The 22,787-nt window shown below is 35.2% G+C and carries 16 protein-coding genes; 13 read left to right on the plus strand and 3 right to left on the minus strand.

Annotation, left to right across the window (positions count from 1 at the left end; all coding sequences use genetic code 11):
- Window position 1: 1 nt before the first annotated feature.
- Window positions 2-1,015 carry a UDP-glucose 4-epimerase GalE gene (galE, locus tag CPHY_RS03105; protein ID WP_012198602.1) on the plus strand — a complete coding sequence of 338 codons (1,014 nt, stop codon included), beginning with the start codon at window positions 2-4 and terminating at the stop codon, window positions 1,013-1,015.
- Between the two features lie 138 nt (window positions 1,016-1,153).
- Here the strand turns inward: galE and CPHY_RS03110 are convergent, their stop codons facing one another.
- Window positions 1,154-2,056: an AraC family transcriptional regulator gene (locus CPHY_RS03110; RefSeq protein ID WP_012198603.1), complete on the minus strand. Its 903-nt coding sequence runs from the start codon at window positions 2,054-2,056 to the stop codon at window positions 1,154-1,156.
- Window positions 2,057-2,226: 170 nt separating this feature from the next.
- Between CPHY_RS03110 and CPHY_RS03115 the strand changes: the two genes are divergently transcribed.
- The 5 genes from CPHY_RS03115 (at window position 2,227) to gnpA (ending at window position 8,305) form a co-directional block, all read left to right on the plus strand.
- The gene (locus CPHY_RS03115) at window positions 2,227-3,609 is read left to right on the plus strand and encodes a carbohydrate ABC transporter substrate-binding protein (RefSeq protein WP_012198604.1); all 1,383 of its coding nucleotides are present in this window, start codon (window positions 2,227-2,229) and stop codon (window positions 3,607-3,609) included.
- 242 nt (window positions 3,610-3,851) lie between these two features.
- On the plus strand, window positions 3,852-4,742 hold the full coding sequence (locus tag CPHY_RS03120) for a carbohydrate ABC transporter permease (RefSeq protein ID WP_012198605.1): 891 nt from the start codon (window positions 3,852-3,854) through the stop codon (window positions 4,740-4,742).
- Window positions 4,743-4,752: 10 nt separating this feature from the next.
- Window positions 4,753-5,631 (plus strand): carbohydrate ABC transporter permease, encoded by an 879-nt coding sequence (locus CPHY_RS03125; protein WP_012198606.1) that lies wholly within the window; start codon window positions 4,753-4,755, stop codon window positions 5,629-5,631.
- Between the two features lie 7 nt (window positions 5,632-5,638).
- Window positions 5,639-5,815, plus strand: coding sequence for a DUF6903 family protein (locus tag CPHY_RS21905; RefSeq protein WP_012198607.1), 177 nt, complete (start codon window positions 5,639-5,641; stop codon window positions 5,813-5,815).
- Between the two features lie 318 nt (window positions 5,816-6,133).
- On the plus strand, window positions 6,134-8,305 hold the full coding sequence (gnpA, locus tag CPHY_RS03130; protein ID WP_012198608.1) for a 1,3-beta-galactosyl-N-acetylhexosamine phosphorylase: 2,172 nt from the start codon (window positions 6,134-6,136) through the stop codon (window positions 8,303-8,305).
- 131 nt (window positions 8,306-8,436) lie between these two features.
- Here gnpA and CPHY_RS03135 read toward each other — a convergent pair whose 3' ends face one another.
- Window positions 8,437-10,251, minus strand: a complete 1,815-nt coding sequence (locus tag CPHY_RS03135; protein WP_012198609.1) for a cache domain-containing sensor histidine kinase — start codon at window positions 10,249-10,251, stop codon at window positions 8,437-8,439.
- A gap of 25 nt (window positions 10,252-10,276) precedes the next feature.
- The gene (locus CPHY_RS03140) at window positions 10,277-11,872 is read right to left on the minus strand and encodes a response regulator transcription factor (RefSeq protein ID WP_012198610.1); all 1,596 of its coding nucleotides are present in this window, start codon (window positions 11,870-11,872) and stop codon (window positions 10,277-10,279) included.
- A gap of 281 nt (window positions 11,873-12,153) precedes the next feature.
- On the opposite strand from CPHY_RS03140, the gene CPHY_RS03145 reads away from it, so the two are divergent.
- The 7 genes from CPHY_RS03145 to CPHY_RS03175 all read left to right on the plus strand — a co-directional run bounded on the left by CPHY_RS03145 (window position 12,154) and on the right by CPHY_RS03175 (window position 22,786).
- Window positions 12,154-13,680, plus strand: a complete 1,527-nt coding sequence (locus tag CPHY_RS03145) for a sugar ABC transporter ATP-binding protein (protein ID WP_012198611.1) — start codon at window positions 12,154-12,156, stop codon at window positions 13,678-13,680.
- On the plus strand, window positions 13,677-14,678 hold the full coding sequence (locus tag CPHY_RS03150) for an ABC transporter permease (protein ID WP_012198612.1): 1,002 nt from the start codon (window positions 13,677-13,679) through the stop codon (window positions 14,676-14,678). The genes CPHY_RS03145 and CPHY_RS03150 overlap by 4 nt, the downstream gene beginning before the upstream one ends.
- 2 nt (window positions 14,679-14,680) lie before the next feature.
- On the plus strand, window positions 14,681-15,697 hold the full coding sequence (locus CPHY_RS03155) for an ABC transporter permease (protein WP_012198613.1): 1,017 nt from the start codon (window positions 14,681-14,683) through the stop codon (window positions 15,695-15,697).
- A 69-nt stretch (window positions 15,698-15,766) separates the two neighbouring features.
- Window positions 15,767-16,870, plus strand: a complete 1,104-nt coding sequence (locus tag CPHY_RS03160; RefSeq protein ID WP_012198614.1) for a rhamnose ABC transporter substrate-binding protein — start codon at window positions 15,767-15,769, stop codon at window positions 16,868-16,870.
- 293 nt (window positions 16,871-17,163) lie between these two features.
- A complete protein-coding gene (locus CPHY_RS03165) occupies window positions 17,164-18,672 on the plus strand; it encodes an L-fucose/L-arabinose isomerase family protein (protein WP_041703138.1) in 1,509 nt (502 codons plus the stop codon).
- Window positions 18,673-19,221: 549 nt separating this feature from the next.
- Entirely contained in the window at window positions 19,222-20,871 is a 1,650-nt protein-coding gene (locus CPHY_RS03170; RefSeq protein ID WP_157668645.1) for a hypothetical protein, read from the plus strand.
- Complete coding sequence (locus CPHY_RS03175; protein WP_012198617.1) at window positions 20,840-22,786, plus strand: hypothetical protein; 1,947 nt, start codon at window positions 20,840-20,842, stop codon at window positions 22,784-22,786. The genes CPHY_RS03170 and CPHY_RS03175 overlap by 32 nt, the downstream gene beginning before the upstream one ends.
- The last annotated feature ends 1 nt before the right edge of the window (window position 22,787 follow it).

Genomic DNA, 22,787 nt, shown 5'->3' on the forward strand with positions numbered 1-22,787 from the left:
GATGTCAATTTTAGTTACCGGTGGGGCTGGATATATAGGAAGCCACACATGTCTTGAATTGCTAAGAAAAGGATATGATGTTGTTGTTGTCGATAATTTAAGCAATTCTTCGAAAGAATCTTTAGAGAGAGTAAAAAAGTTAGCGAACAAGGATTTAACATTCTATGAATTTAACGTAGAAGATAAAGAGAAGTTAACCGAAGTATTTGAAAAAGAAAATATTGAGTCGGTAATCCATTTTGCTGGATTAAAAGCTGTTGGAGAGTCTGTACAAAAACCACTTGCTTATTACTATAATAACTTAGTTTCTACCTTAGTACTTTGCGAAGTTATGTCAAAGTTTCAGGTAAAGAAATTAGTATTCAGTTCTTCTGCAACAGTATACGGGAATCCACATACCGTACCAATAAAGGAGGATTTTCCACTTTCTGTTACGAATCCATATGGTAGGACGAAATTAATGCAGGAAGAGATGTTAAGAGATTTAGTAGTTGCTGATAGCGAATGGAAGATTATCTTATTACGTTACTTTAATCCAATTGGTGCAGATGAAAGTGGTATGATTGGAGAGGACCCACTTGGTATTCCAAATAATTTAGTACCATACATTACACAGGTAGCAGTTGGAAAACTAAAAGAACTTCAAGTATTCGGTGATGATTATGATACGCCAGATGGTAGCGGAGTTAGAGACTACATCCATGTGACAGACCTTGCAATTGGTCATGTGAAGTCAATTGAGAAACTTGAGCAAATAGAAGGTGTAAAGACCTATAACTTAGGGACTGGAAAGGGCTATAGCGTTCTTGAGATGGTTACCGCTTTTTCTGAGGTTTGTAAAAAAACAATCCCTTATGTTGTGAAAGCTAGAAGACCAGGAGATATTGCAACTTGTTATGCAGATCCTAAGTTAGCGAAAGAAGAACTTGGATTTACAGCAGTCAGAGAGCTTAAAAAGATGTGTGAAGATGCATATCGTTGGCAGTGCAACTATCCTAATGGTTATCGTGATTAAATTATATTAAAAATGAGACTTAAAATGGATTTGTTATAATAAGATGGACCCTGTAAAATAGACAGTTAGAAAAAAGAGCTTATACACTCTATTTTCTACTGACTCTGTTTACAGGGTCCATTTTATTTCATCAATGAGCTACGACGATGGTACTTTATACATTTTTTTATATTCCTGGGGTGTTATATTAGTCATTCGTTTGAATGCTTGAGAAAAGTAGCTAGGGGATGAAAACCCCACAATCTGTGAGATTGAGGATAAGGAATGATTCGTACTTACAAGAAGATGCATACTTTCCTCTATTCGCCTCTTAATCAAATAATTAATAGGAGAAGTTCCGAACTGCTTTTTAAAGTTATGAACAAAGTAATACTTATTAAGATGCACGAGGGAACTTAAGGTTTCAATTGTAATGTTTTCTTGATAATTCTCTTCAATATATTTTTTGGCAATATTGCATTCTCTTGTTAGTTTCGGTCCGCTGACTATAGAAATCTTAAAAGCATCATTGCGAAGAATCATCGTAAAGATGATATTTAATAAGTTCTGACACACAAAGTTACGGTATGGCTGTTCACTTTTCATTTCATGTGCGAGTGAATTAAAGTAAAGATGCAAATCCGATTTATGTGCAGAGCTGTTTAAGAGGATATATCCTTGGTCTTCTGCTTGAAATTTAATTCCTTCAATACCTAACACGATATATTCCATTGGCTTTGACGGGTTTGAGATCTCTGTGTGTACGATTGTAGGGTTTAAAATGATTAAGTCATTGGCCTTTACGTCAAGAATTTCTTTTTCTACAGAGAACTGTCCTGATCCATTGGTGATATAAAAGAATTCTGCGAAGTTATGGGAATGGGGTAAGCTTTTCCAGTCAGTACCGTATTTAGAAATGGCGACATAAAGGAGAGTAACATGAACTTGATTGCCCTGTTTGCCATCGGGATTAAAAGTATAGGATAGCGTAGAATCCTCTTTATGAATCATAGACGCTTCAGATTCGTTATCTATTTTAAAATTATAACGACTGTTACTCATAATTTTCCTCCTTATGTGAATACTATACAAAAAGATTCTGCAAATTTACTAATTGATTATTTATAATGTATATTATACAGCAATAAATATAAAGAAGAAAGCAATATTTTTATTGGTTATAATAAAAAATACGGTATACTACAAATATAGTCATAAAGGAGGATAAATATATGAAAAAAATAGGTAGTATTTTATTAGTACTTACATTAATGATTAGTTTACTCGCTGGTTGTGGTAAAAAAGACACAACAGGTGAAGGCACAGCTCCTACCGCAGTGCCTACGAATGAGGCTTCGAAAGAGAACCCAACAGAGAAACCAAAGCAAGATGTTACAATTAAAGTAGCAGCAATCGAGACAGCTTATGGTCCTGACATGTGGACAAAAGTTTGTGAAGCATTTGAAGCAAAGACAGGAATTAAAGTTGAACTTACAACTGACAAGTTGTTAGAGGATGTGATTGGTGCAGGAATGAAGGCTGGTGATTATCCAGATGTTGTTCATTTAGCAACAGGACGTCCAGCAGCTTTAACAGAGACTTTAATAAAAGAGAATGGCTTAGAAGATCTTACTGATGTTTTAAGCATGACAGTTCCAGGAGAAGATAAGAAGGTTAGTGATAAAATTGCTGGAGGATTTACAGAATCTTCTTTAACAAACCCTTATAACGATGGAAAAACATACATGGCACCAATGTTCTATAGCCCATGTGGCTTATTTTACAACAAAGGCTTATTCGCAGAAAAAGGATGGACAGTTCCAACAACTTGGGATGAGATGTGGACATTAGCAGATAAAGCAAAAGCAGAAGGTATCGCATTATTTGCTTATCCAACCGCAGGTTATTTCGATGCATTCTTCTATGCACTTCTTTATGAAGTAGGCGGTGCAGATTTCTTCGCAAAAGCAACCACATACACAGAAGGTATTTGGGATACTCCAGAGGCAAACAAGGCATTTGACATTGTTGAGAAATTAGCATCTTATACCGAAAAATCAGTTCCATCTAACGCAAACAATGATAATTACCTTAAGAATCAGCAGTTAATCTTAGACAATAAGGCACTATTTATGCCAAATGGTACTTGGGTTGTTGGTGAAATGAAGTATGCTCCTCGTGTAAATGGATTTGAGTGGGGATTCACAGCTCTTCCAGCAATCGCTAAGGGTGAAGATTCTTATTCCTTCACATGGTTTGAGCAGTTATGGGTTCCGGCAGCTGCGGAGCATAAAGACGCAGCAAAGCAATTTGTAGCATTTATGTATTCTGATGAAGCAGCTAAGATTTTTGCAGAGTCCGGTGCTGTTCAGCCAATCGTTGGTTTTGCTGACAAATTAGAAGGTGACAACAAGTTGTTCTACAGTATCTACGATAATGGGGCAAAGGCTGCTTTAGGTGGATTTGCAGCGACAGAACCAGTAGAAGGTGTAAATTTTAGTGATACCGTATTTGGAACAGTAAACTCCTTAGTAAGTGGAGATAAAACAAAAGCTCAGTGGATTGATTTAATTAAAAAGGATAGTGACTTGCTCCGTGCTGCATTAAAAAAATAAATTTAAGCATACTTTGTAACACCAAGTAAGCGAATACAAACGGTGAGCAGAACTTTTACTCACCGTTTTTTTAAAACTGGAGATAAATGTGAAAATTCAAAAGGCGATTTTTACACACTATTGATATGGGAATATCACATCTACTTGCAGATGTAATATGCAATAGATGTAATGCAATTTGTGGTTGCAATAAAACCACAAACTTGATAAGCGCAAGATACTGCGCAGAAATGAGGTGAGACATGAAAAATAGAGGGAAATCGTTATTTATATTCTTATGTGTAGCACCGGCAGTAATTCTGTTTACGATCTTTATGATTATACCTACAATTAATATATTTAAAATGTCTCTTTACAAATGGGGTGGGTATTCGGCGAATAAAACCTTTGTAGGATTTGATAACTTCAAAAAACTTGCCAGTGATATGAAGTTTTTACAATCCTTTGAGAATACCGTGTTATTAATTATCATTGTCAGTATTGTAACCATAGCATTTGCTCTTTTATTTGCAGCAATATTAACAAGAGAAAAAATTGTTGGTCAGAATTTCTTCCGCATTGTGTTTTATATACCAAACATTTTATCTATCGTAATTATCAGTGCAATTTTTAGTGCAATCTTTGATTCGCAGAATGGATTGTTAAACAGTATTTTAGCCTTATTCCGGGGTAAGGGTAGTGAACCGATTTATTGGTTAGGAAATCAGAAAATCGTTATATTTTCAATAGCGATTGCAATGATATGGCAGGCCATTGGTTATTACATGGTTATGTACATGGCTAGTATGGCAAGTGTCCCAGAAAGTGTATACGAAAGCGCTAGCATAGAAGGTGCAAGTCGTATTCGTCAGTTCTTTCATTTAACGATTCCGCTCATTTGGACCAACATCAGAACCACGTTAACATTCTTTATCATTAGTAGTATTAATCTTAGCTTCATGCTTGTAAAAGCGATGACTAGTGGTGGACCAGATGGTAGTACTGAGGTATTTCTAAGCTATATGTATAAGCAAGCTTACACCAATTCTAGTTATGGATATGGTATGGCGATTGGTGTTGTTGTATTCTTGTTCTCCTTTACCTTAAGTGGAATAGTGAACTTGATTACCAAGCGCGAACCGCTAGAATTGTAGGAGGTGACACATGAATAAAGAAAAGAACCTTCCATTAAAGAAAATAGTTATTTATCTGGTATTAGGATTATTAGCTATCTCCATTATTGTACCAGTAGGCTGGGTATTTATAGCCTCAATTAAAAAGAATAGTGAATTTTACGGCAGTCCTTGGAAACTTCCTGAATCGATTTACTTCCAGAATTTTGTAGAAGCCTGGGGTAGTGCTCATATGGGAGAGTACATGCTAAACAGTGTAATAGTTACAGTAGTTGCACTTTTAGTCCTTCTGGTGGTTTCGCTACCAGCGGCTTATTGCCTAAGCAGATTCAAATTTAGGCTGCGTAAAATTTTAAATATACTGTTTATGGCAGGACTATTTATTAATGTAAACTACATTGTAGTTCCAATATTTTTGATGTTTATTGATGCAGATAAAGCATTGAAAGGATGGGGATTCTCTCCGTTTTTCTTAAATAATATCTATGTTTTAGCTATTGTTTATGCTGCAACTGCACTTCCGTTTACCATCTATTTGTTGTCAGGTTATTTAGTAACGATACCAAAGACATACGAAGAAGCAGCATACATTGATGGAAGCGGTTATTTTAGAACGATGGTTAAAGTTATATTACCTATGGCTAGACCAAGTATTATTACTGTAATATTATTTAACTTCTTATCATTTTGGAATGAGTACATCATTGCGATTACCTTGTTGGCTGATCCAAAGGGGGGAAAGACACTTCCAGTTGGCCTGATGAATCTGATGAAAGCGCAGAATGCTGCAGCGCAATATGGACGTATGTATGCTGGTCTTGTATTAGTTATGTTACCAACTCTGATTCTTTATATCATGGTACAGAAGAAATTAACACAAGGTATGATGCTTGGCGGATTGAAAGGATAGGTGCTCTATGGAAAATGCAATGAAAGTGTTAGGAATTGTTTTAAAGTGCATAATCCTTGTTGTTTGTGTTGGTCTGGTTATTATCGGGCAAAAGAGTATTAGCTATCAGGGATTATATACTATGCTTGCAGGCTTAGGCGGGATACTAATATTGTTATTTCTATATAATAGAAAATATAAATAAGAGTAAAGATAACTGAAAATATAAAGAAGATATATTTTGGAGAATAGATAACTGAAAATATAAAGAAGATATATTTTGGAGAATAGATAAATATAAATAAGATATATTTTGGGGAAAAGATAATAGAAAAGTTTCGGGCTATCTTTAGTAATAAAATATGCATCCAAGTAGGTTGTGCCTTTGGGCACAGTCTTACTTGGATGTACCTCAAAATTCAAACATATGGATAGAGGGTTTGATGGATTAACTTTCAGCTGCACTTGAAAAGAAAAAGCAGCTTTGATAATAGGCCGTTAATGCGCCAGAATGGTGGTAAATATGAAAAAAGATACGATGTTAGCTGGAAGAGTTACGATACCAACAGATGTCGATGTTGTTCCAGAAACAATGGAATTATTAAATAGATGGGGAGCAGATGCTATCCGTGATTGTGACGGCACGGATTATCCAGAGGAATTAAAGGCTGTTCAAGCTAAGGTTTATAGTACGTATTATACAACCCGTAAGGATAATGCCTGGGCAAAGGCGCACCCAGAGGAAGTACAACAATGCTATATTATGACGTCATTTTATACAGCTACAGAAACAACACTTCGCATTCCACTTTTAAAAGGAATCGCGAAAGAGCTTATGATGGTAAATAATTATGATGATAAAGTACGCTGGTGGGAAGTAATTGATCGCAGTACTGCGATGGTCGTTTCAACAGATACCTGGAGTTATGACAAAGAAACAGGAGAAGTAATAATTACAAATTGCGAGCCATTCCACAACTATACAGTTAGTTTTCTTGCTTATCTTATCTGGGATCCGGTGCACATGTACAACGCGGTTGTCAATGGATGGCAAGGCGTAGAACATCAGATTACATTTGATGTAAGACAGCCAAAGACTAGAGAGTATTCTATGGTTCGTCTTCGTAAGTTTATAGAAGAACATCCTTATGTTGATGTGATTCGTTATACAACCTTCTTCCATCAGTTTACTTTAGTATTTGATGAAATGATGCGTGAAAAGTATGTTGACTGGTATGGGTACTCAGCTTCTGTATCTCCTTATATCTTGGAGCAGTTTGAAAAGGAAGTGGGTTATCGATTCAGACCAGAGTTTATTATTGATCAAGGGTACTATAACAATCAGTATCGTATCCCAAGCAAGGAATTTAAAGATTTTCAAGCGTTCCAGAGACGTGAAGTTGCAAAATTAGCCAAGGAAATGGTAGACATCACCCATGAATACGGTAAGGAAGCGATGATGTTTCTTGGGGATCACTGGATTGGAACAGAACCCTTTATGGAGGAGTTTAAGACAATCGGTCTTGATGCAGTAGTTGGAAGTGTAGGGAATGGTAGTACACTTCGATTAATTAGTGATATCCCAGGGGTTAAGTATACCGAAGGAAGATTTCTTCCTTATTTCTTCCCTGATACTTTCCACGAAGGTGGGGATCCTGTTAAAGAAGCGAAGGTTAACTGGGTTACAGCAAGACGTGCCATCTTAAGAAAGCCAATTGATAGAATCGGATATGGCGGTTACTTAAAACTTGCATGCCAGTTCCCAGAGTTTATTGACTATGTGGAATCTGTTTGTAACGAATTTCGTGAGCTGTATGAAAACATTAAGGGTACAACGCCATTTTGTATCAAACGTGTAGCTGTTTTAAATAGTTGGGGTAAAATGCGAGCTTGGGGTGCCCATATGGTACATCATGCACTTTATCAAAAGCAAAACTATAGTTATGCAGGTGTCATTGAGTCATTAAGCGGAACACCTTTTGAAGTGTCCTTTATCAGCTTTGATGACATTAAAAAGGATAAAAATATCTTAAAAAATATTGATGTAATTATTAATGTGGGAGATGGTGATACAGCACACACTGGTGGATTAGTTTGGGAAGATGCTGATATCTCCAGTGCTATTCATCAGTTTGTATATGAAGGTGGCGGCTTAATTGGTATTGGAGAACCTACGGGACACCAGTATCAGGGACGTTACATTCAGTTAGCTAATGTTTTTGGCATCGAAAAAGAAACTGGTTTTACTTTAAATTATGATAAATATAATTGGGATGCTGTGGAAAGCCATTTTATCACCGAAGATTGTACAAAAGAAGTAGACTTCGGTGAGGGGAAGAAAAATATGTACGCCTTAGAGGGTACTACCATTCTTGTTCAGATGGAAAAAGAAGTACAGATGGCTGTGAATGAATTTGGCAAGGGAAGAAGTGTATATCTAAGTGGTCTTCCATATAGTTTTGAGAATAGCAGAGTTCTTTACCGAAGTATTCTTTGGAGTGCTCATGAAGAAGAAAACTTGCATAAATGGTACTCCAGTAACTTCAATGTTGAAGTGCATGCTTATGTAAAAAACAACAAATATTGTGTTGTAAATAACACTTATGAGCCACAAAATACGACGATTTACCGAGGTGATTCCAGTAGTTTTGATTTAGAGTTAGAAGCGAATGAAATTATTTGGTATGAGATATAATGTCAATTAGGTAAAAAAGAGCTTTTGTAGTATGGAGGAATCTTTACTACAAAAGCTTTTTTAAGTTTTAAATTAACTTTTCTTATCACATATGCCCCATATAATAAATGACAAACCTTTAATTGTCAATGTTACATTTTCCTGTAAGGTCTCGCAGGAATCCTAATTTCAACCTCGGTTTCAACGCCCTCCGTGCTTCGAAAGGAGAGACCGTACTCATTACCGAAGTAGACCTGGAGGCGGGTATGGGTATTCATAATGGCTATACTACTACCTTTATCAGTATTAACTGTACCTTTCAGAATATTGGATAGAATATCGGAAGTAATGCCGACACCATCATCGGATATAACAAAAATAAGATCATCGTCATCCATCCAGCCCATAATCACGATATTTCCTTCTTTGGTTTCCTTCTCCAATATCCCGTGTAGAATGGAGTTTTCTACAATCGGTTGAAAAATTAGTTTTGGTATTTCATAATCCAGTATTTCATCCGGTACATCTATAAAGAAATGAATTTTATCATCAAATCGCATGTTTTGAAGCTGAACATACAGAGTGATATGTTCCAATTCACTTTTTACACTAACGATATTATTCCCTTTACTTAAGGTCAGTTTGTAAAAACGGGATAGCCTTTGTACAGCTAATGATATTTCTGAGGATTTACCTGCCTGTGCCATCCAGTTAATCATATCCAATGTGTTATATAGAAAATGCGGATTAATTTGGGATTGAAGGGCTTTGAATTCAGATAAGCGCAGGTCTTTTGATGCCTGCTCCTGCGCAAGCATCAGATGGTTTAATTGATCGGACATAAAGTTATAGGTCTCAATCAGGTCACCGATTTCATCCGTACCACCTTTGGTATCGAGAGGGGAAGGAACCCCATATTTTGCGCTTTGCATTTTGGTGATGACAGAGGAAATACGATTAACAATTGATTTATTTAACTGTAGTGCGAGTGTCACACCGGATACAAGAATCACAAGATAAAATAAGAGAAAACGAAGCAATAACTGTTTACCTTCTTCCAGCATGTTTCTTGCCGGAATGGTGGTAACCATATACCAGTCGGTTCCAATAATTGTCTTATAATTGCAATATACCTTGGAGTTTGAGAAGTCTACCGGCATAAATTTGGTGGTTGTTTTAATCAATTCCGGAATTTTCTTGTATTTTAATAAATAAGTCCCGTAAAGAGCAGAACTTGTAGTGGAAACAAGGGTATCTCGTTCATTTAAGATATAAATAACACTATGAGTAAAAGGGAGATCCTGTTTTAATATATTATCAATAATCTCCTGTTTAAAATATACGACAACATAGATGTAATCATCATTTACCTTCAGACTGTGTATGATTGCAAGGTCACCATATTCCCTAATTTCATTCGGGGAAAGATACATACTCGGACAGACAAGAATGGACTGCTTGGTATTAGATAGGATACCGTGCCAATACGTACCAAGCGTTGCTGCTTCATGATCAAAAATACCCTCCTTATTGTAAGAGGAGATTACATTATAGTGAATATCATTGATATAGATTTTAACAGCCGAAGCGTTGTTATTATTCGCAAGGAAATTTACGGTTGCAAAAAAGTTATTTAGGCTTACCTGAAAGGTGGAATCGTTCTTGTATTCTTCAGGGGAATCACTATAAAGGAAATTGGTAAAAAAATCTTGGCTTTCGATACTAGAAGCTATATCATCGAGCTGACTTATTGTGTTACTAAGGCTATTTTGCGTCTGATATGAAATACTCGCCAGAGATTTTAAGGTATTATTCGTAGTGATGCCAAGCAATTGTTGATAACACAAAATAGTAATAAAAATAGTTGGAACTAAAGCAAGAAGAAGATGCGAAATCATAAATTTCGATTTCAGTTTCATACGAAGGACATAATAATCATATAGCTTTGAAAATATATTCTTTATCATAGATTTCCTTTCCTTCTGAATGAAATTATTTTTTTTTCAGAACATAAAATGACGTATTACGGCCCAGTTCCTTTTCACGATATTCTGATGGAGTGATTCCGACTATTTTCTTGAATATTTTACCGAAATAATTATTGTCAGCATATCCAACGCGTGAGGAAACCTCAATGATTTTATTACGTGGGTCAGATAGAAGCTGCTTTGCTTTCTCGATACGATAATTGGTAATGTACTGATTTAATGTCTCTCCAGTTTCCGTTTTAAAAACGGTACAAAGATAAGAGAAGGATAAACGAACATGATCGCTGATATCTTTTATGGATAAGGAATAATCTCCGTAATGATTACTAATATAATCTCGAATTAAAAAGATAGTCGAGGTTTCTTTGGGTGTGGACTGAAGTTTTTCTTCAAATCTATCAATCTTTGCTAACAGCATCTGATGAAGTTCATTCAGTATGATACAGTTTGTGATATTATCGAGCATACTCTCGGAATCGGAGACTGCATTTTCTGTTTGAAGCTTCAAATCGTATTGAACTGAATTAATTTGTAAAAAGGCCTTATAGTACATGTCTTTAATGACATTTGTCAAAAGAGTTTTATTATTTTTTAAGGAACGGTATAAGGTTTCTACAAGTTCCCTCGCACGAAGGAAATTCTTTTCACGAATTGCTTCTGTAAAATCATTAAGAAATTCATGTGGGTAGATGCTTGAAACCGATTGAGGTGAACTTTTATGGATTAAAATGCTACCATAATCAAAGAAAAAGGAACTTTGTAGTAGGATAGCTGCGGAATTATAAGAATCGAATACTTTTGATGGACCTGTGACGGTTTTTCCAAAGGTAATAAAATAGTTCAATTCAATTGGAATTACGGACTTGATGTATGTTCCGATTTTGGATACGACAGATTCCTCCGGCCGTTCGTTTCCGTAAATATGTAATACGATTAGTGAATCGTTTTTAATAAAATGGATCTCATTCAAATGCCATTTTGCTATCTGTTTATCAAAATTTTCAAGATAGGAGCTAAGGTTGCTTCTATCTACGATCACATTATAAGGTGAAATAATTCGAAGGATGCAGGTGGTAAAAATGGTTGAATTATTGATGGATCCTCTCAAAACAGCGTCATCAATTAAAGTGTCACTTTTCATATCATAACCGTTATGTGTTAGCCTTTGGGCAAACCTAGACACAGCCTCCTTTGCGTATAAAACATTAGAATCTTGTTGTGCCTGATGTTGTAGGACAGTCTGGATAGACTGTTTTAGTGCATCCATGATTTCGGAAGGATCAATCGGTTTTTCTACATAACGGATAGCGCGAAACTTAATCGCAGCCTTTAAATATTCTTTATCTGAATATCCGCTCATAAATATAACAGAACAGTCTGGATAAAGTTTCAGGATATTATCTACTAATTCAATTCCGTCCATCCTTGGCATTCGCACGTCGGTTAATAAAACATTTGGAGGATGCTTTAGGGCAATCTGAATTGCATTTATTCCATCATCGGCCTGATCAATTTGGTCAAATGAGAGTGCCTTCCAGTTAATATTTGCTATTAAACCGTCTCTGGTAAGCTTTTCATCATCTACAATTAGAATTCTCATTGATACCTCCATTATGCCACTAATTTTGTAGCAATATTTTTGCTTAGGTTTCACTTTTTAAGTGTATGTATCGTGAAAAAGTTATAATGCGGTGTTACTCTACGCTAATTTATTATCAATTATAACTAAATTTTATTTAGAATTCAATCATGTAAAACAACAGAAAATTACCCTCAATCAAACAATATTACGATATGATGTAAGAACTTCAGATGCTAAGATAGGACTGTGAAGGAAAAAGAAGATTAATATAAAGGAAAGCAGCGAAAGGAGTAAGGAGATTGGCTGAGGAATATATTCTTGAGTTAAAAGGCATTACAAAGGTTTTCCCTGGAGTACGGGCTTTGGATGGCGTACATTTTCAATTAAAAAAAGGTGAAATACATGCGCTAATGGGAGAGAACGGTGCAGGAAAATCAACCTTTATTAAGGTTATTACGGGTGTACATAAGGCGGAACAAGGAGAAATCTATTTAAACGGAATAAAGGTTGAATTCAAAGGACCAAAGGATGCCCAAGCAGCAGGTATTGCAGCAATTTATCAACATGTAACGGCATATCCTCATTTGACCGTAACGGAAAATATTTTCATGGGACATGAGAAAATAAAGAATGGTATCATTCAGTGGAAGCAAATGAATCAGGATGCACAAAAACTGTTAGAACAATTGAATGCAGATTTCAAAGCCACCGATGAAATGGGATCTTTAAGTGTCGCACAGCAGCAGATGGTTGAAATTGCAAAGGCACTGTCGTCCAACGCAAAAATCATCATAATGGATGAGCCTACAGCATCACTTACAAAAAATGAGTCTGAGAATCTTTATAGAATTGCGGAAAGACTACGGGATGACGGCACTTCGATTATATTTATATCCCATAGATTTGAAGATATGTACCGCTTGGCAACAAAGGTAACTGTATTTAGAGATTCCAAATACATTGGAACCTATGATGTAGATAAGATTTCAAACCAAGATCTTATTACTGCAATGGTAGGTCGTGAGATCAATGATATGTTCCCAAAGCCGGAGATTAAGGTAGGGGGAGAAGTATTAAGAGTAGAAAAACTTTGCAGAGAGGGCTATTTTAAAGATGTATCCTTTACGGTACATGCTGGTGAAATCTTAGGTTTGACAGGTCTTGTCGGTGCAAGAAGAACAGAAGTAATCCAGACAATCTATGGTGTGGAGAAGCTTGACTCAGGAAAAATCTTTCTCGAGGGTAAACAAGTAGAGATTCGTAATGTACAGGATGCAATCAAAAATGGTATCGGACTCCTGACTGAAGATAGATCAAATCTTGGATTAATACTTAGTTGGGGCATCGGAAGAAATATTACCTTAACTGAAATAGAGAAGTATGGAAGTAGGTTATTTACAAAAGAGAAAGAAGAACATGCTGTTTCAAAGAAGCTTGCAGAGGAAGTTGATACGAAGGCTGTTTCCATCTTTGATAAAGTGAGTACCTTGTCTGGTGGTAATCAACAGAAGGTTGCAGTGGCAAAGATACTTGCTTCCGACTTAAAGGTTCTAATCATGGATGAGCCAACCAAGGGAATTGATGTTGGTGCAAAAGCTGAAATCTATGATATTATGGGGCAGTTAGCGAAAAAGGGTTATGCAATTATAATGATTTCTTCTGAAATGCCCGAGATTCTTGCCATGAGTGACAGAATCATAGTGATGTGTGAAGGGAAAATAACAGGAGAGTTAAGTCGTACAGAAGCATGTCAGGAAATGATACTTGAAAAAGCTATGGCAAAATCAAAAACAACTTCAGGGAAAGGGCAGGGTGATAAGGAATGAACATGAAAGCTATGTGGAAAAAAATCACCGGCTCGCGTGAGGTGAGTTTGGTTTTGGTATTATTAATCCTTTGTGTATTTATACAAAGCAGAAATAGTACTTTTCTAACCCCTGAAACGATAGAATCTTTATTTAAAAACTATGCAGTTGACTTTGTGATAGCAGCTGGAATGATGTTGATACTTTTAATCGGTGCAATTGATATTTCGGTTGGCTCTACATTAGCATTTTCGGGTATGGCGGCATCTTTATTTTTAAGAGATCACCCTGGAACACCGGTGATCGTAGTATTCTTAATAGCTACTGCGATTGGACTCCTATGCGGGCTTTTAATCGGTGTTATTATTGCTTATGGTAAAGTTCATCCACTTATCTGTACACTGGGATTCATGAGTATTTATCGTGGACTTGCTTATTTGATCGCAAATAATGAATGGGTTGCTGCATCACAATTTTCAAAAGCTTATAAAGCATTCGCACAAAGCAGATATCTAGGATTTGGAATTGTAAATAATCTAGTAGTAATTGTTATCGTAGTTTATGTTGTATTCTTTTTTGTTATGAAATGGACTCCTACAGGAAGAAAAATATATGCCGTAGGAAGTAACGCAGAAGCGGCATTGATAAGCGGTATTAAGATTAAAAAAGTAAAAATCGCCTGTTATTCTGTCCTTGGCGCCTTGTGCGGATTATCTGGAGCGATGTATACTTCGCTGTATGCTTCTTCGCAGGGTAATATGGCAGAAGGATTGGTTATGGATGTTATTGCAGCCTGTGTAGTAGGTGGGGTAAGCCTTAGTGGTGGTCGCGGAAGTGTGATAGGTGTATTTTTAGGTACCTTGATTATTTCTATTATTGGGAAAGGACTTCCATTGATTGGTGTATCTCAATTCTGGCAAAAAGCAATTAAAGGTCTAATCATTCTTATTGCAGTAATTATCAACGTACTTGTTCAAAGACAGATGAATAAAGCAGCATTAAAGAGGAGGGAGAATTAATCATGGCAGGAAAGTCCGGAAGAGTAATCAGCGCGGAACAGAAGTTCTCTTTGAATAAATTTCTCTTTAGGTGGGAGACATTCTTAGTAATTGTTTTTATCGCAGTTAATATTATGAATATCACGATTTCTAATCGTTATTGGAGTGTGAACGGATTATTTAATGCAACCAATACCTTCCTTTGTGTAGCATTTCTTACGTTACCGATGTGTTTTGTATTATTGATAGGAGAAATTGATATTTCGGTCGGCTCACAGGTAGCACTTTCCGCAGTAATATTAGGTGTCAGCTTTAATGCAGGGTGTCCGATGTGGCTGTCTTTAATAATTGCAGTAGCTGTCGGTGCATTATGTGGATTGCTGAATGGAATTATTTTAGTAACTTTTCATGAATTAAATCCAATGATTGTGACACTCGGAACCCAGATTCTTTTTAGGGGTATTGCAGAAATAATCTTGAAGGATCAGGCAACTGGTGGTTTCACCTCAGTAAAATGGTTTAGTAAGCTATATTGGGGTAAAGTTGGTGGAGTAGTACCAATTATGTTTCTTGTCTTTGTAGTTTGTGCAATCATTTTTGGAGTAGTAATGCATAAATCAACTTTTGGACGCAGAATGTTTGCGGTTGGAAGTAATCAACAAGCTGCAAAGTACTCAGGAATTCATATCCCAAAGATGCGAATCATCATTTATACCTTAGCGGGTCTTTTCAGTGGTATTTGTGCGATATTCGTTGCAGCACAAATGGGCAGTGCAAGACCGAATATCGGTACAGGATATGAAATGGATGCTATTGGTATGTGTGTACTCGGCGGTGTTTTGACCGATGGTGGTAAAGGTAATTTTATTGGAGCAATGATTGCGGTGTTCTTATTAGGTTTCTTAGAGTATGGCTTAGGCTTGGTTAATATTTCATCCAATATCATGATGGTAGTGAAAGGTGTGCTTTTAATTTTTGCAGTAATGGTACCAAATTTGAAGTTTGGAAAGTTACATAAAAGAGATTCAGAGACAGTATAAGGAAAACCTATTTATGATACTCACACTTTAGTGTTTGTATAAATTTTAAATTTGTGGAGGTAAGGAAAGATGAAGAAGATTTTTGGTTTAGTACTTTGCTTAACTATGACAGCGAGTTTACTTGCTGGATGTAGTAGCAAAACTGACAACACGAGCAGTAACAAAGCAAAAACCCCTACAACTGCTGCAACAACTGGTGGGGACGGTTATGCAACAACTGCAACTTACGCAATTATCGTAAAAAGTGCAGGTAACCCTTATAACCAGAAGGAATCCGAAGGTTACAAACAGGTGATTGAAGCAAATGGAGGAAAATGCGTTATTCAGGAGCCAAAGTCAGCTACTGCAGAAGATCAGATTACCTGTATCAATAACGCTATTTCACAGGGTGTTGACTGCATCGCAATTGCAGCAAATGATACTGACGCTTTGGAACCAGCATTAACAGAAGCAAAAAATCAGGGTATTCACGTACTATCCTTAGACTCCGCTACCAATGCAAACAGCCGTAAAGTATTTGTTAATCAGGCTGGTACTACCCAGATCGCTCAAGCATTAATGGACGCTATCCTTGACATTTCTGGTGGCTCAGGTGATTGGGCAGTTCTTTCCGCAGCATCCACTGCAACAAATCAGAATGCTTGGATTGATGGTATGAAGACAGTGATGCAGGACTCTAAATATTCAAAACTTAACTTAATCGGTGTTTATTACGGTGATGATGAATATCAGGCATCTTGTGATCAGACAGAGGCTATCTTAGCAGCTGATCCTAACATAAAAGTAATCTGCGCTCCAACTACTGTAGGTATTATGGCTGCAGCTAAAGTTCTTCAAGACAAAGGTTTAAGTGGTAAAGTTAAGTTAACAGGGCTTGGATTACCATCCGAGATGGCTGATTACATTGGAGATGACGATCAGCATTCTTGCCCTTATATGTTCTTATGGAACCCAATCCAATTAGGTAACTTAGCAGCATATGCTTCTATTTCATTGGTAAATGGAACTATTACAGGTGCAGCAGATCAGAGCTTTACTGTTCCTGATAAAACATTAGGTGACAATGGTTCTTACAAAATTACAGCTGCAGCGGATGGTGGTACTGAAATTATCTTAGGTGCACCTTTTAAATTCGAGCCAAGCAATATTGCTGAATGGGCTAAAGTTTATTAATTTATAGAAGATGAAATGGATACATAAGTAAGTGGATACAGATAAGAAGTATGTGGATACAGATTAGTAAGTGGATATTAATTTGATGTCTACATAAGTGATTAATATTTGTATGAAACATATGGGAAGGAAAGGGTTGCCAAAAAGCAACCCTTTTCTACTAATAGAAATTTATAGAACATATCCAGATCAGAATTACGCAAGGCCTTGCAAAAGTCAAACTGGAAATAAGTAATTTATAGCATTTGCTTCGGGATCAAAGTTAAATGAAATGAAATATTAATCGAAAGGAAATGATATCTGTGGAAGTACTTAAGAAGTTAAAGCCTGTAAAAAAGGTTCGTATTGGTTTATATAGCGCAGGTCTTCATGTATATTGGGAGCAGTTTGAAGGCTTAAAGGGATGCCTGTTAGAGTACAATTTATTTTTAGAAAAAAGAATGTTAGAGTTTGGTGAAGTATATAATTTTGGACTTGTAGATACCGAAGATAAAGGTCGCGAGGCGGGAGGATATTTTAATAAATATAATGTAGATATCGTGTTTTCTCATGCGGCTACCTATTACACCAGTGCATGCCTTCTACCTCTACATCAAATCAATAAGGCGCCAGTTATTGTTCTGAATTTGCAACCAACACCAGAAATGGCTTATGAGAGTACGGGCACCGACCGCTGGTTAGCGCAATGTGTAGGCTGTTCCATTCCCGAAATTTCTAATGCTTTTAACCGTGCTGGTATAAAGTTTAGGGCAATTAATGGATTGCTTGGTCTAGACTACACTCCAAAATTTGCGAAGGCGGATGAAATGACGTCAAATCGCCCGGAAGCCATAAAGGCCTGGAGCGAAATTAAGGAATGGTGTCAAGCAGCAACGGTAAAAAGAACACTTCAATATGCAAGATTCGGTTTTCTTGGCGGTTATTATAGCGGTATGCTTGATATGTATAGTGATTTTACTATGCTTCAAGCACAGACCGGAATTCATATTGAGATATTAGAGATGTGTGATATGGATGCATATCTTCAGAAGGTAACAGAGGAGGAAGTAAAAGAAAAGTTAGGGCAGATAGAAAACTTTTTCGAAATTTCTGGGGATTCTCCTTCTGACCCAATTGCAAAGCGACCAACGGTGGAACAACTTGCTTGGTCAGCAAAAGTAGCATCCGCACAGGAAAAGATGGTACTTGATCGCAACCTTGACTGTATCTCCTATTATTATCACGGACGGGATAATTATTATGAAAGCATTCAGAGCGGATTTATCGTTGGTCATTCACTACTTACTGCACAAGGAATCGCATGTGCAGGGGAAGGAGATATTAAGACAGCTCTCGCCATGAAGATTTCCGATATATTAGATAAGGGCGGAAGTTACTGTGAGATTGTAGCGGCTGATTTTAATCGTGATACAATGATACTTGGGCATGATGGACCGTTCCATTTTGCAATATCCAAAGGAAAGCCAATCTTACGTGGAATGGGTGTTTACCATGGAAAACGTGGAACAGGAGTCTCTGTAGAGGCAAAGGTTCAGCCTGGACCAGTAACAACACTAGGAGTAACGCAGACTAATGATGGGAAATTGAAATTTAACATCAGTGAAGGGGAAGCGATTGAAGCTCCGATACTTCTAAATGGAAACACTTCAACACATATACGATTTGCTGATAAGCCAGCAGAATATATGGACAAATGGTTTGAAGAAGCACCAACACACCATCTGGCATTATCTGTTGGACATAACAAGAATTTGTTTATTAAGACAGCTCAGTTGCTGAATATACCTTATGGTGTTTTTTAAATAAACAAAAAATAAATTTTTACGGAGCTCGCTTTTTTGCATCAAAGGTATGAAAGCTATCAATGGATTTTTCATTGGTAGCTTTTATAGCGTATATTAATATATATTTTTATGAGGCAGTACATTACAATTTGAGATTGCTAACTAGGGTAATATTGAATGTATGGGCTGGTAGAAGATTAGCATCCATTTATTGAATAGAAAATTTTGAATCGGGTTATAGTTGGTTTTATTATTTTACATAAAAGGTTGATGTGGAAACAAATAAATTTTAGTATTGCTATAATTTTGCAAAAATTATTGAAGAATGGAAAATATTAGGATATAATTAGGATATAATTAGACGGATTAGAGGTTTAAATGATATATAAACCTAAATTATTCATCTTTAATAAATTAAAATAGATATTTTATAAAATTTTCGCTTCAATACGGATTAATTAACGTATCTGACCGTTTACGTTTCTAAAAAAGAATTGAATACCACCAGGAATTTTTTTTTATCAGATTATGTTCATCATATTTGAAATTTGAGATGATCAAGATAAAATGAATAATTACAATTATCAGATACTACCAATTTGTTTAGTTGTATCAAAGGAGTACATTATGGCTGCCATAGAATATGGGATTAATGGTTATGGTATAAAAATATACCCATGGAATGCATATAGTGGACGAACATACATATGTCCATATTGTTTAGAAGAAATACATTTTATAGCAAAATCTCATAAACGAGTAGAACATTTTAAGCATAAAATAATCAAAAATAGAACGCCTGTACAGATGATGTGCCCTGGCTATAGAGGAACCCCAGAGCCTAAGAAAATTGATGGGGATGTTGATAAAGCTTATATCACCAATGGTGGAATTTCTTTATACATATGTGAAAGTTTGTCTGGAAAATATGAAATTCGGGCTATATTTCCATTACTTAGTCATAAAACTATAGATTTACTTCAAAGATGGGGTGCCAAAGTTTCAATACAAGAGAATGGAACGAGCGAGATGCATTCAGCTTGCAATCTGAAGTCATATAAGGTAAAAAGTAATGCAGAATGGATTAATATACAATGTAGTAATATGAAATATCGAATTGATGAAATAGAAGAGAAATGGAAATGGGGAATCAGAGGTATTAATCCTGCAGTAGATATTTTTCATTCGAACTATCAAGGTGGATATAGGGTAGCATTATATTCAAACATCATTGTTGGTAAGGAATATTTGATTATTAGTAAATTAAGCAATACACCCTGCATCAAGGGAATGTCGTTTGATTATAGCGGAAGTTTAGCATTTAATAGTCAATATTCGAAATATGAATATTATATATATTCAATGGTTGTAAAGGAAGCCAATAGTGCAACAATTTCATATATACAAAAACGGGGTTACCAATTAATTGAACAGAGCGATGAAATCATTCCAATGTGGCCACCAGCTATAATTGAAGGTAAGCAAATAACTTATAGAAAATGTGATCAAATTTCATATTTATATCATAAAAAAAAATTGGAACAAGAATTATTTTATGTTGGAAATAATGGATTATGCCCAATACCAGAGCGAAATCTAATCTTCCAAATACCAACAGATAATAAAACAATATTATTATCTGAATATTCTTTCCATAAATACTCAAATGAGATTCGAGTGATACTTACAAATAGCCAAGAGAGCTATGTTATCGATAATTATTATGCTCCAAGAATTGGTTTTGAAGGTAAGAATTCGTCTTTTCAAACTATCACACAGATTGATGATTCATTACTATACGACTGTGAAATTAAATTATTGTCAGATTATGAAGTTAAGGCATATTTATTGAATCATAGTTATGTGGAATTATCATCTAGGAAACACATAGGCCGTATAAAACATAATCAAGAACTTGTTGTAGACGCAGGAGTATTTGGTGTTTATACGTTCGATTATAGCATGCGAAGTATAGAAGATAAAATTGATTTGATGTCTGAACTCAATGTATTAAGGCTATGCAACGGTCCTATGATGCCAGTAGATGGATCATTATTACAATTATTAGAGTTTCTAAAGCCAATTTCTAGTGATTTGTATCAAATTATTTATACATGGATACAAAATGGAAAGATGCCAGTCAATGTGGTTCAATATGTTGAGATGATAAAGGAGAAACAAAAGTATGCGGAATACAAATACAGATCTGATAGATGAATTAACAGATGATGATATAAAAATTTTGATTAAAAGTGACGATCTAGGGAATTTATTGGAGCCTATAAAGCGTAATACGAAACATTATGCTAAGTATAAAGCTATGCTTGGGAATATGGATAAAAAGTCTATTTTAGTTGAGAAGTTTTTGCCCAAGGTAGTATTTGAACTATATAAAAAAAAGGATTTTAATTATTACAAGTATTTAAATGATCTTGCATGCAAAAAGAAATATGTGTTTAAAAGCATGATTGAAGAAGTGTTTGGTAATAACTTTAAAATTACTGAAGTTGAGAAGTTTACATTAAACGATTATTCTATAGTATTTAAGCACATTCTTAAAGATAAAAATTCGAAGTTGGACTTTGATTTACTATATCTTCAAATGAAATTATTTAATATAACAATTGCAGATAATTTGAAAAATGCAATTGAAATGGAATGGAACAGACTCAGTATCTTACAAGAAACAAAAAAAGAAGTAGCAGTTACATTAGCAATGGAGTTTGAGCAAAAGCAAGAAGAAGTACTAGAACAATTTAAGCGAGAAAAAGATGTATTAAAAAATCGAATAAATATATTAACAACACAATGTAAAGAACTTCAGGAAGAACTTCATAAAAAAGAAAACATTATTATATCATTGAACAAACAAAATGATCTAGATCAAACAAAAATTTCATTATTAGAAGATAATATTCAAATAAAAGAGAATGAAAAAGGCTTACTAAATAAAAAGATATTAGATAAACAAGAAAAGTTGGAACAACTTGAGCAAGTATTGAAGAAAAAGACAGAAGATTTTTATAATGACATCAACAAATTATGGAAACAAGAAAATGAACAATTAGTTAGAGATGGGAAGAATCTTGAGAATGAAATAAGTATTTATAGAACGCAAATCGAGCAACTTGATAGTGAGATTAAAACACGCGAAGAAAAAATCATAGAATGGGATAAATATGTAAATACATATGTAGAACATTTAGAACAAAAATTATTAGAAAAAAAGCTAGAGTCAATCTTATTTCATCAATCAATGATAAATGATAAAGATAAGTTGAGTGAAAAGTATATACCAGATGTTTATGATGAAGTATTTGTTATCGAAGGAAGTATAGACAAAGAGCTCGAACCATGTAAAGACTATTATGATTATGTTCAAATTGTTGAAACGAATTTATCAAATGCTGGTGAAAAGATGGGCATAGGTTTAGTTTCTGATATTTTTAATGCAGCCATCAATACTGGTTTGAGCCCGCTGATATGTGGGTTTAATGCCAGAAGAATAGCATTGGCATTAACAGCAGCTAGATATGGAGAAAAATCAGAAATTATTGCAATTCCTGTAGGGTTTAATAAGACTAAAGCTTTGCTTGAGCAAATTGAGCAGGCACAAACCCACAGTGTAATTATTGAAGATGCATTCGGTACATTAAATGAGAAAATGTTGTTACCAATACTTCGTTGTAGTATTGATAAAGTTTTAATTTTTACTGCTGAAAATAATGTATGTTTACAGTATGTACCGAGATATTTCTATAATTACATGCAATTAATTTCCATAGACAGACAAGAAAATATAAATATAAATATAAATGTTGATATATATGCAAAAGCAAATCATTTATTCAAAAGTATACAGTACACTGGTATAGAAAACGGTCATAAGTTAGCCAGATATATATTTGGTGATATTTCTTTGGATAATGCTTATGTGATGAGACGAGGCAATTTATTTACAGAGTTAGAACAAGCATATATGGAAAATTCCGAAGAAGATGTACTTAAAAAATATTTTATTGCTGAAGCTAAGTGGTTATTAAGCGAAGAAGAAAAAGAAAGAATCAACAATATAATTGATAACAATACAGAACGATTCTCAAATAAATTAGTAGAGTTATTAAGAAGGTAGA

It is taken from the genome of Lachnoclostridium phytofermentans ISDg (assembly GCF_000018685.1).
Classification (GTDB): Bacteria; Bacillota; Clostridia; order Lachnospirales; family Lachnospiraceae; genus Lachnoclostridium; species Lachnoclostridium phytofermentans.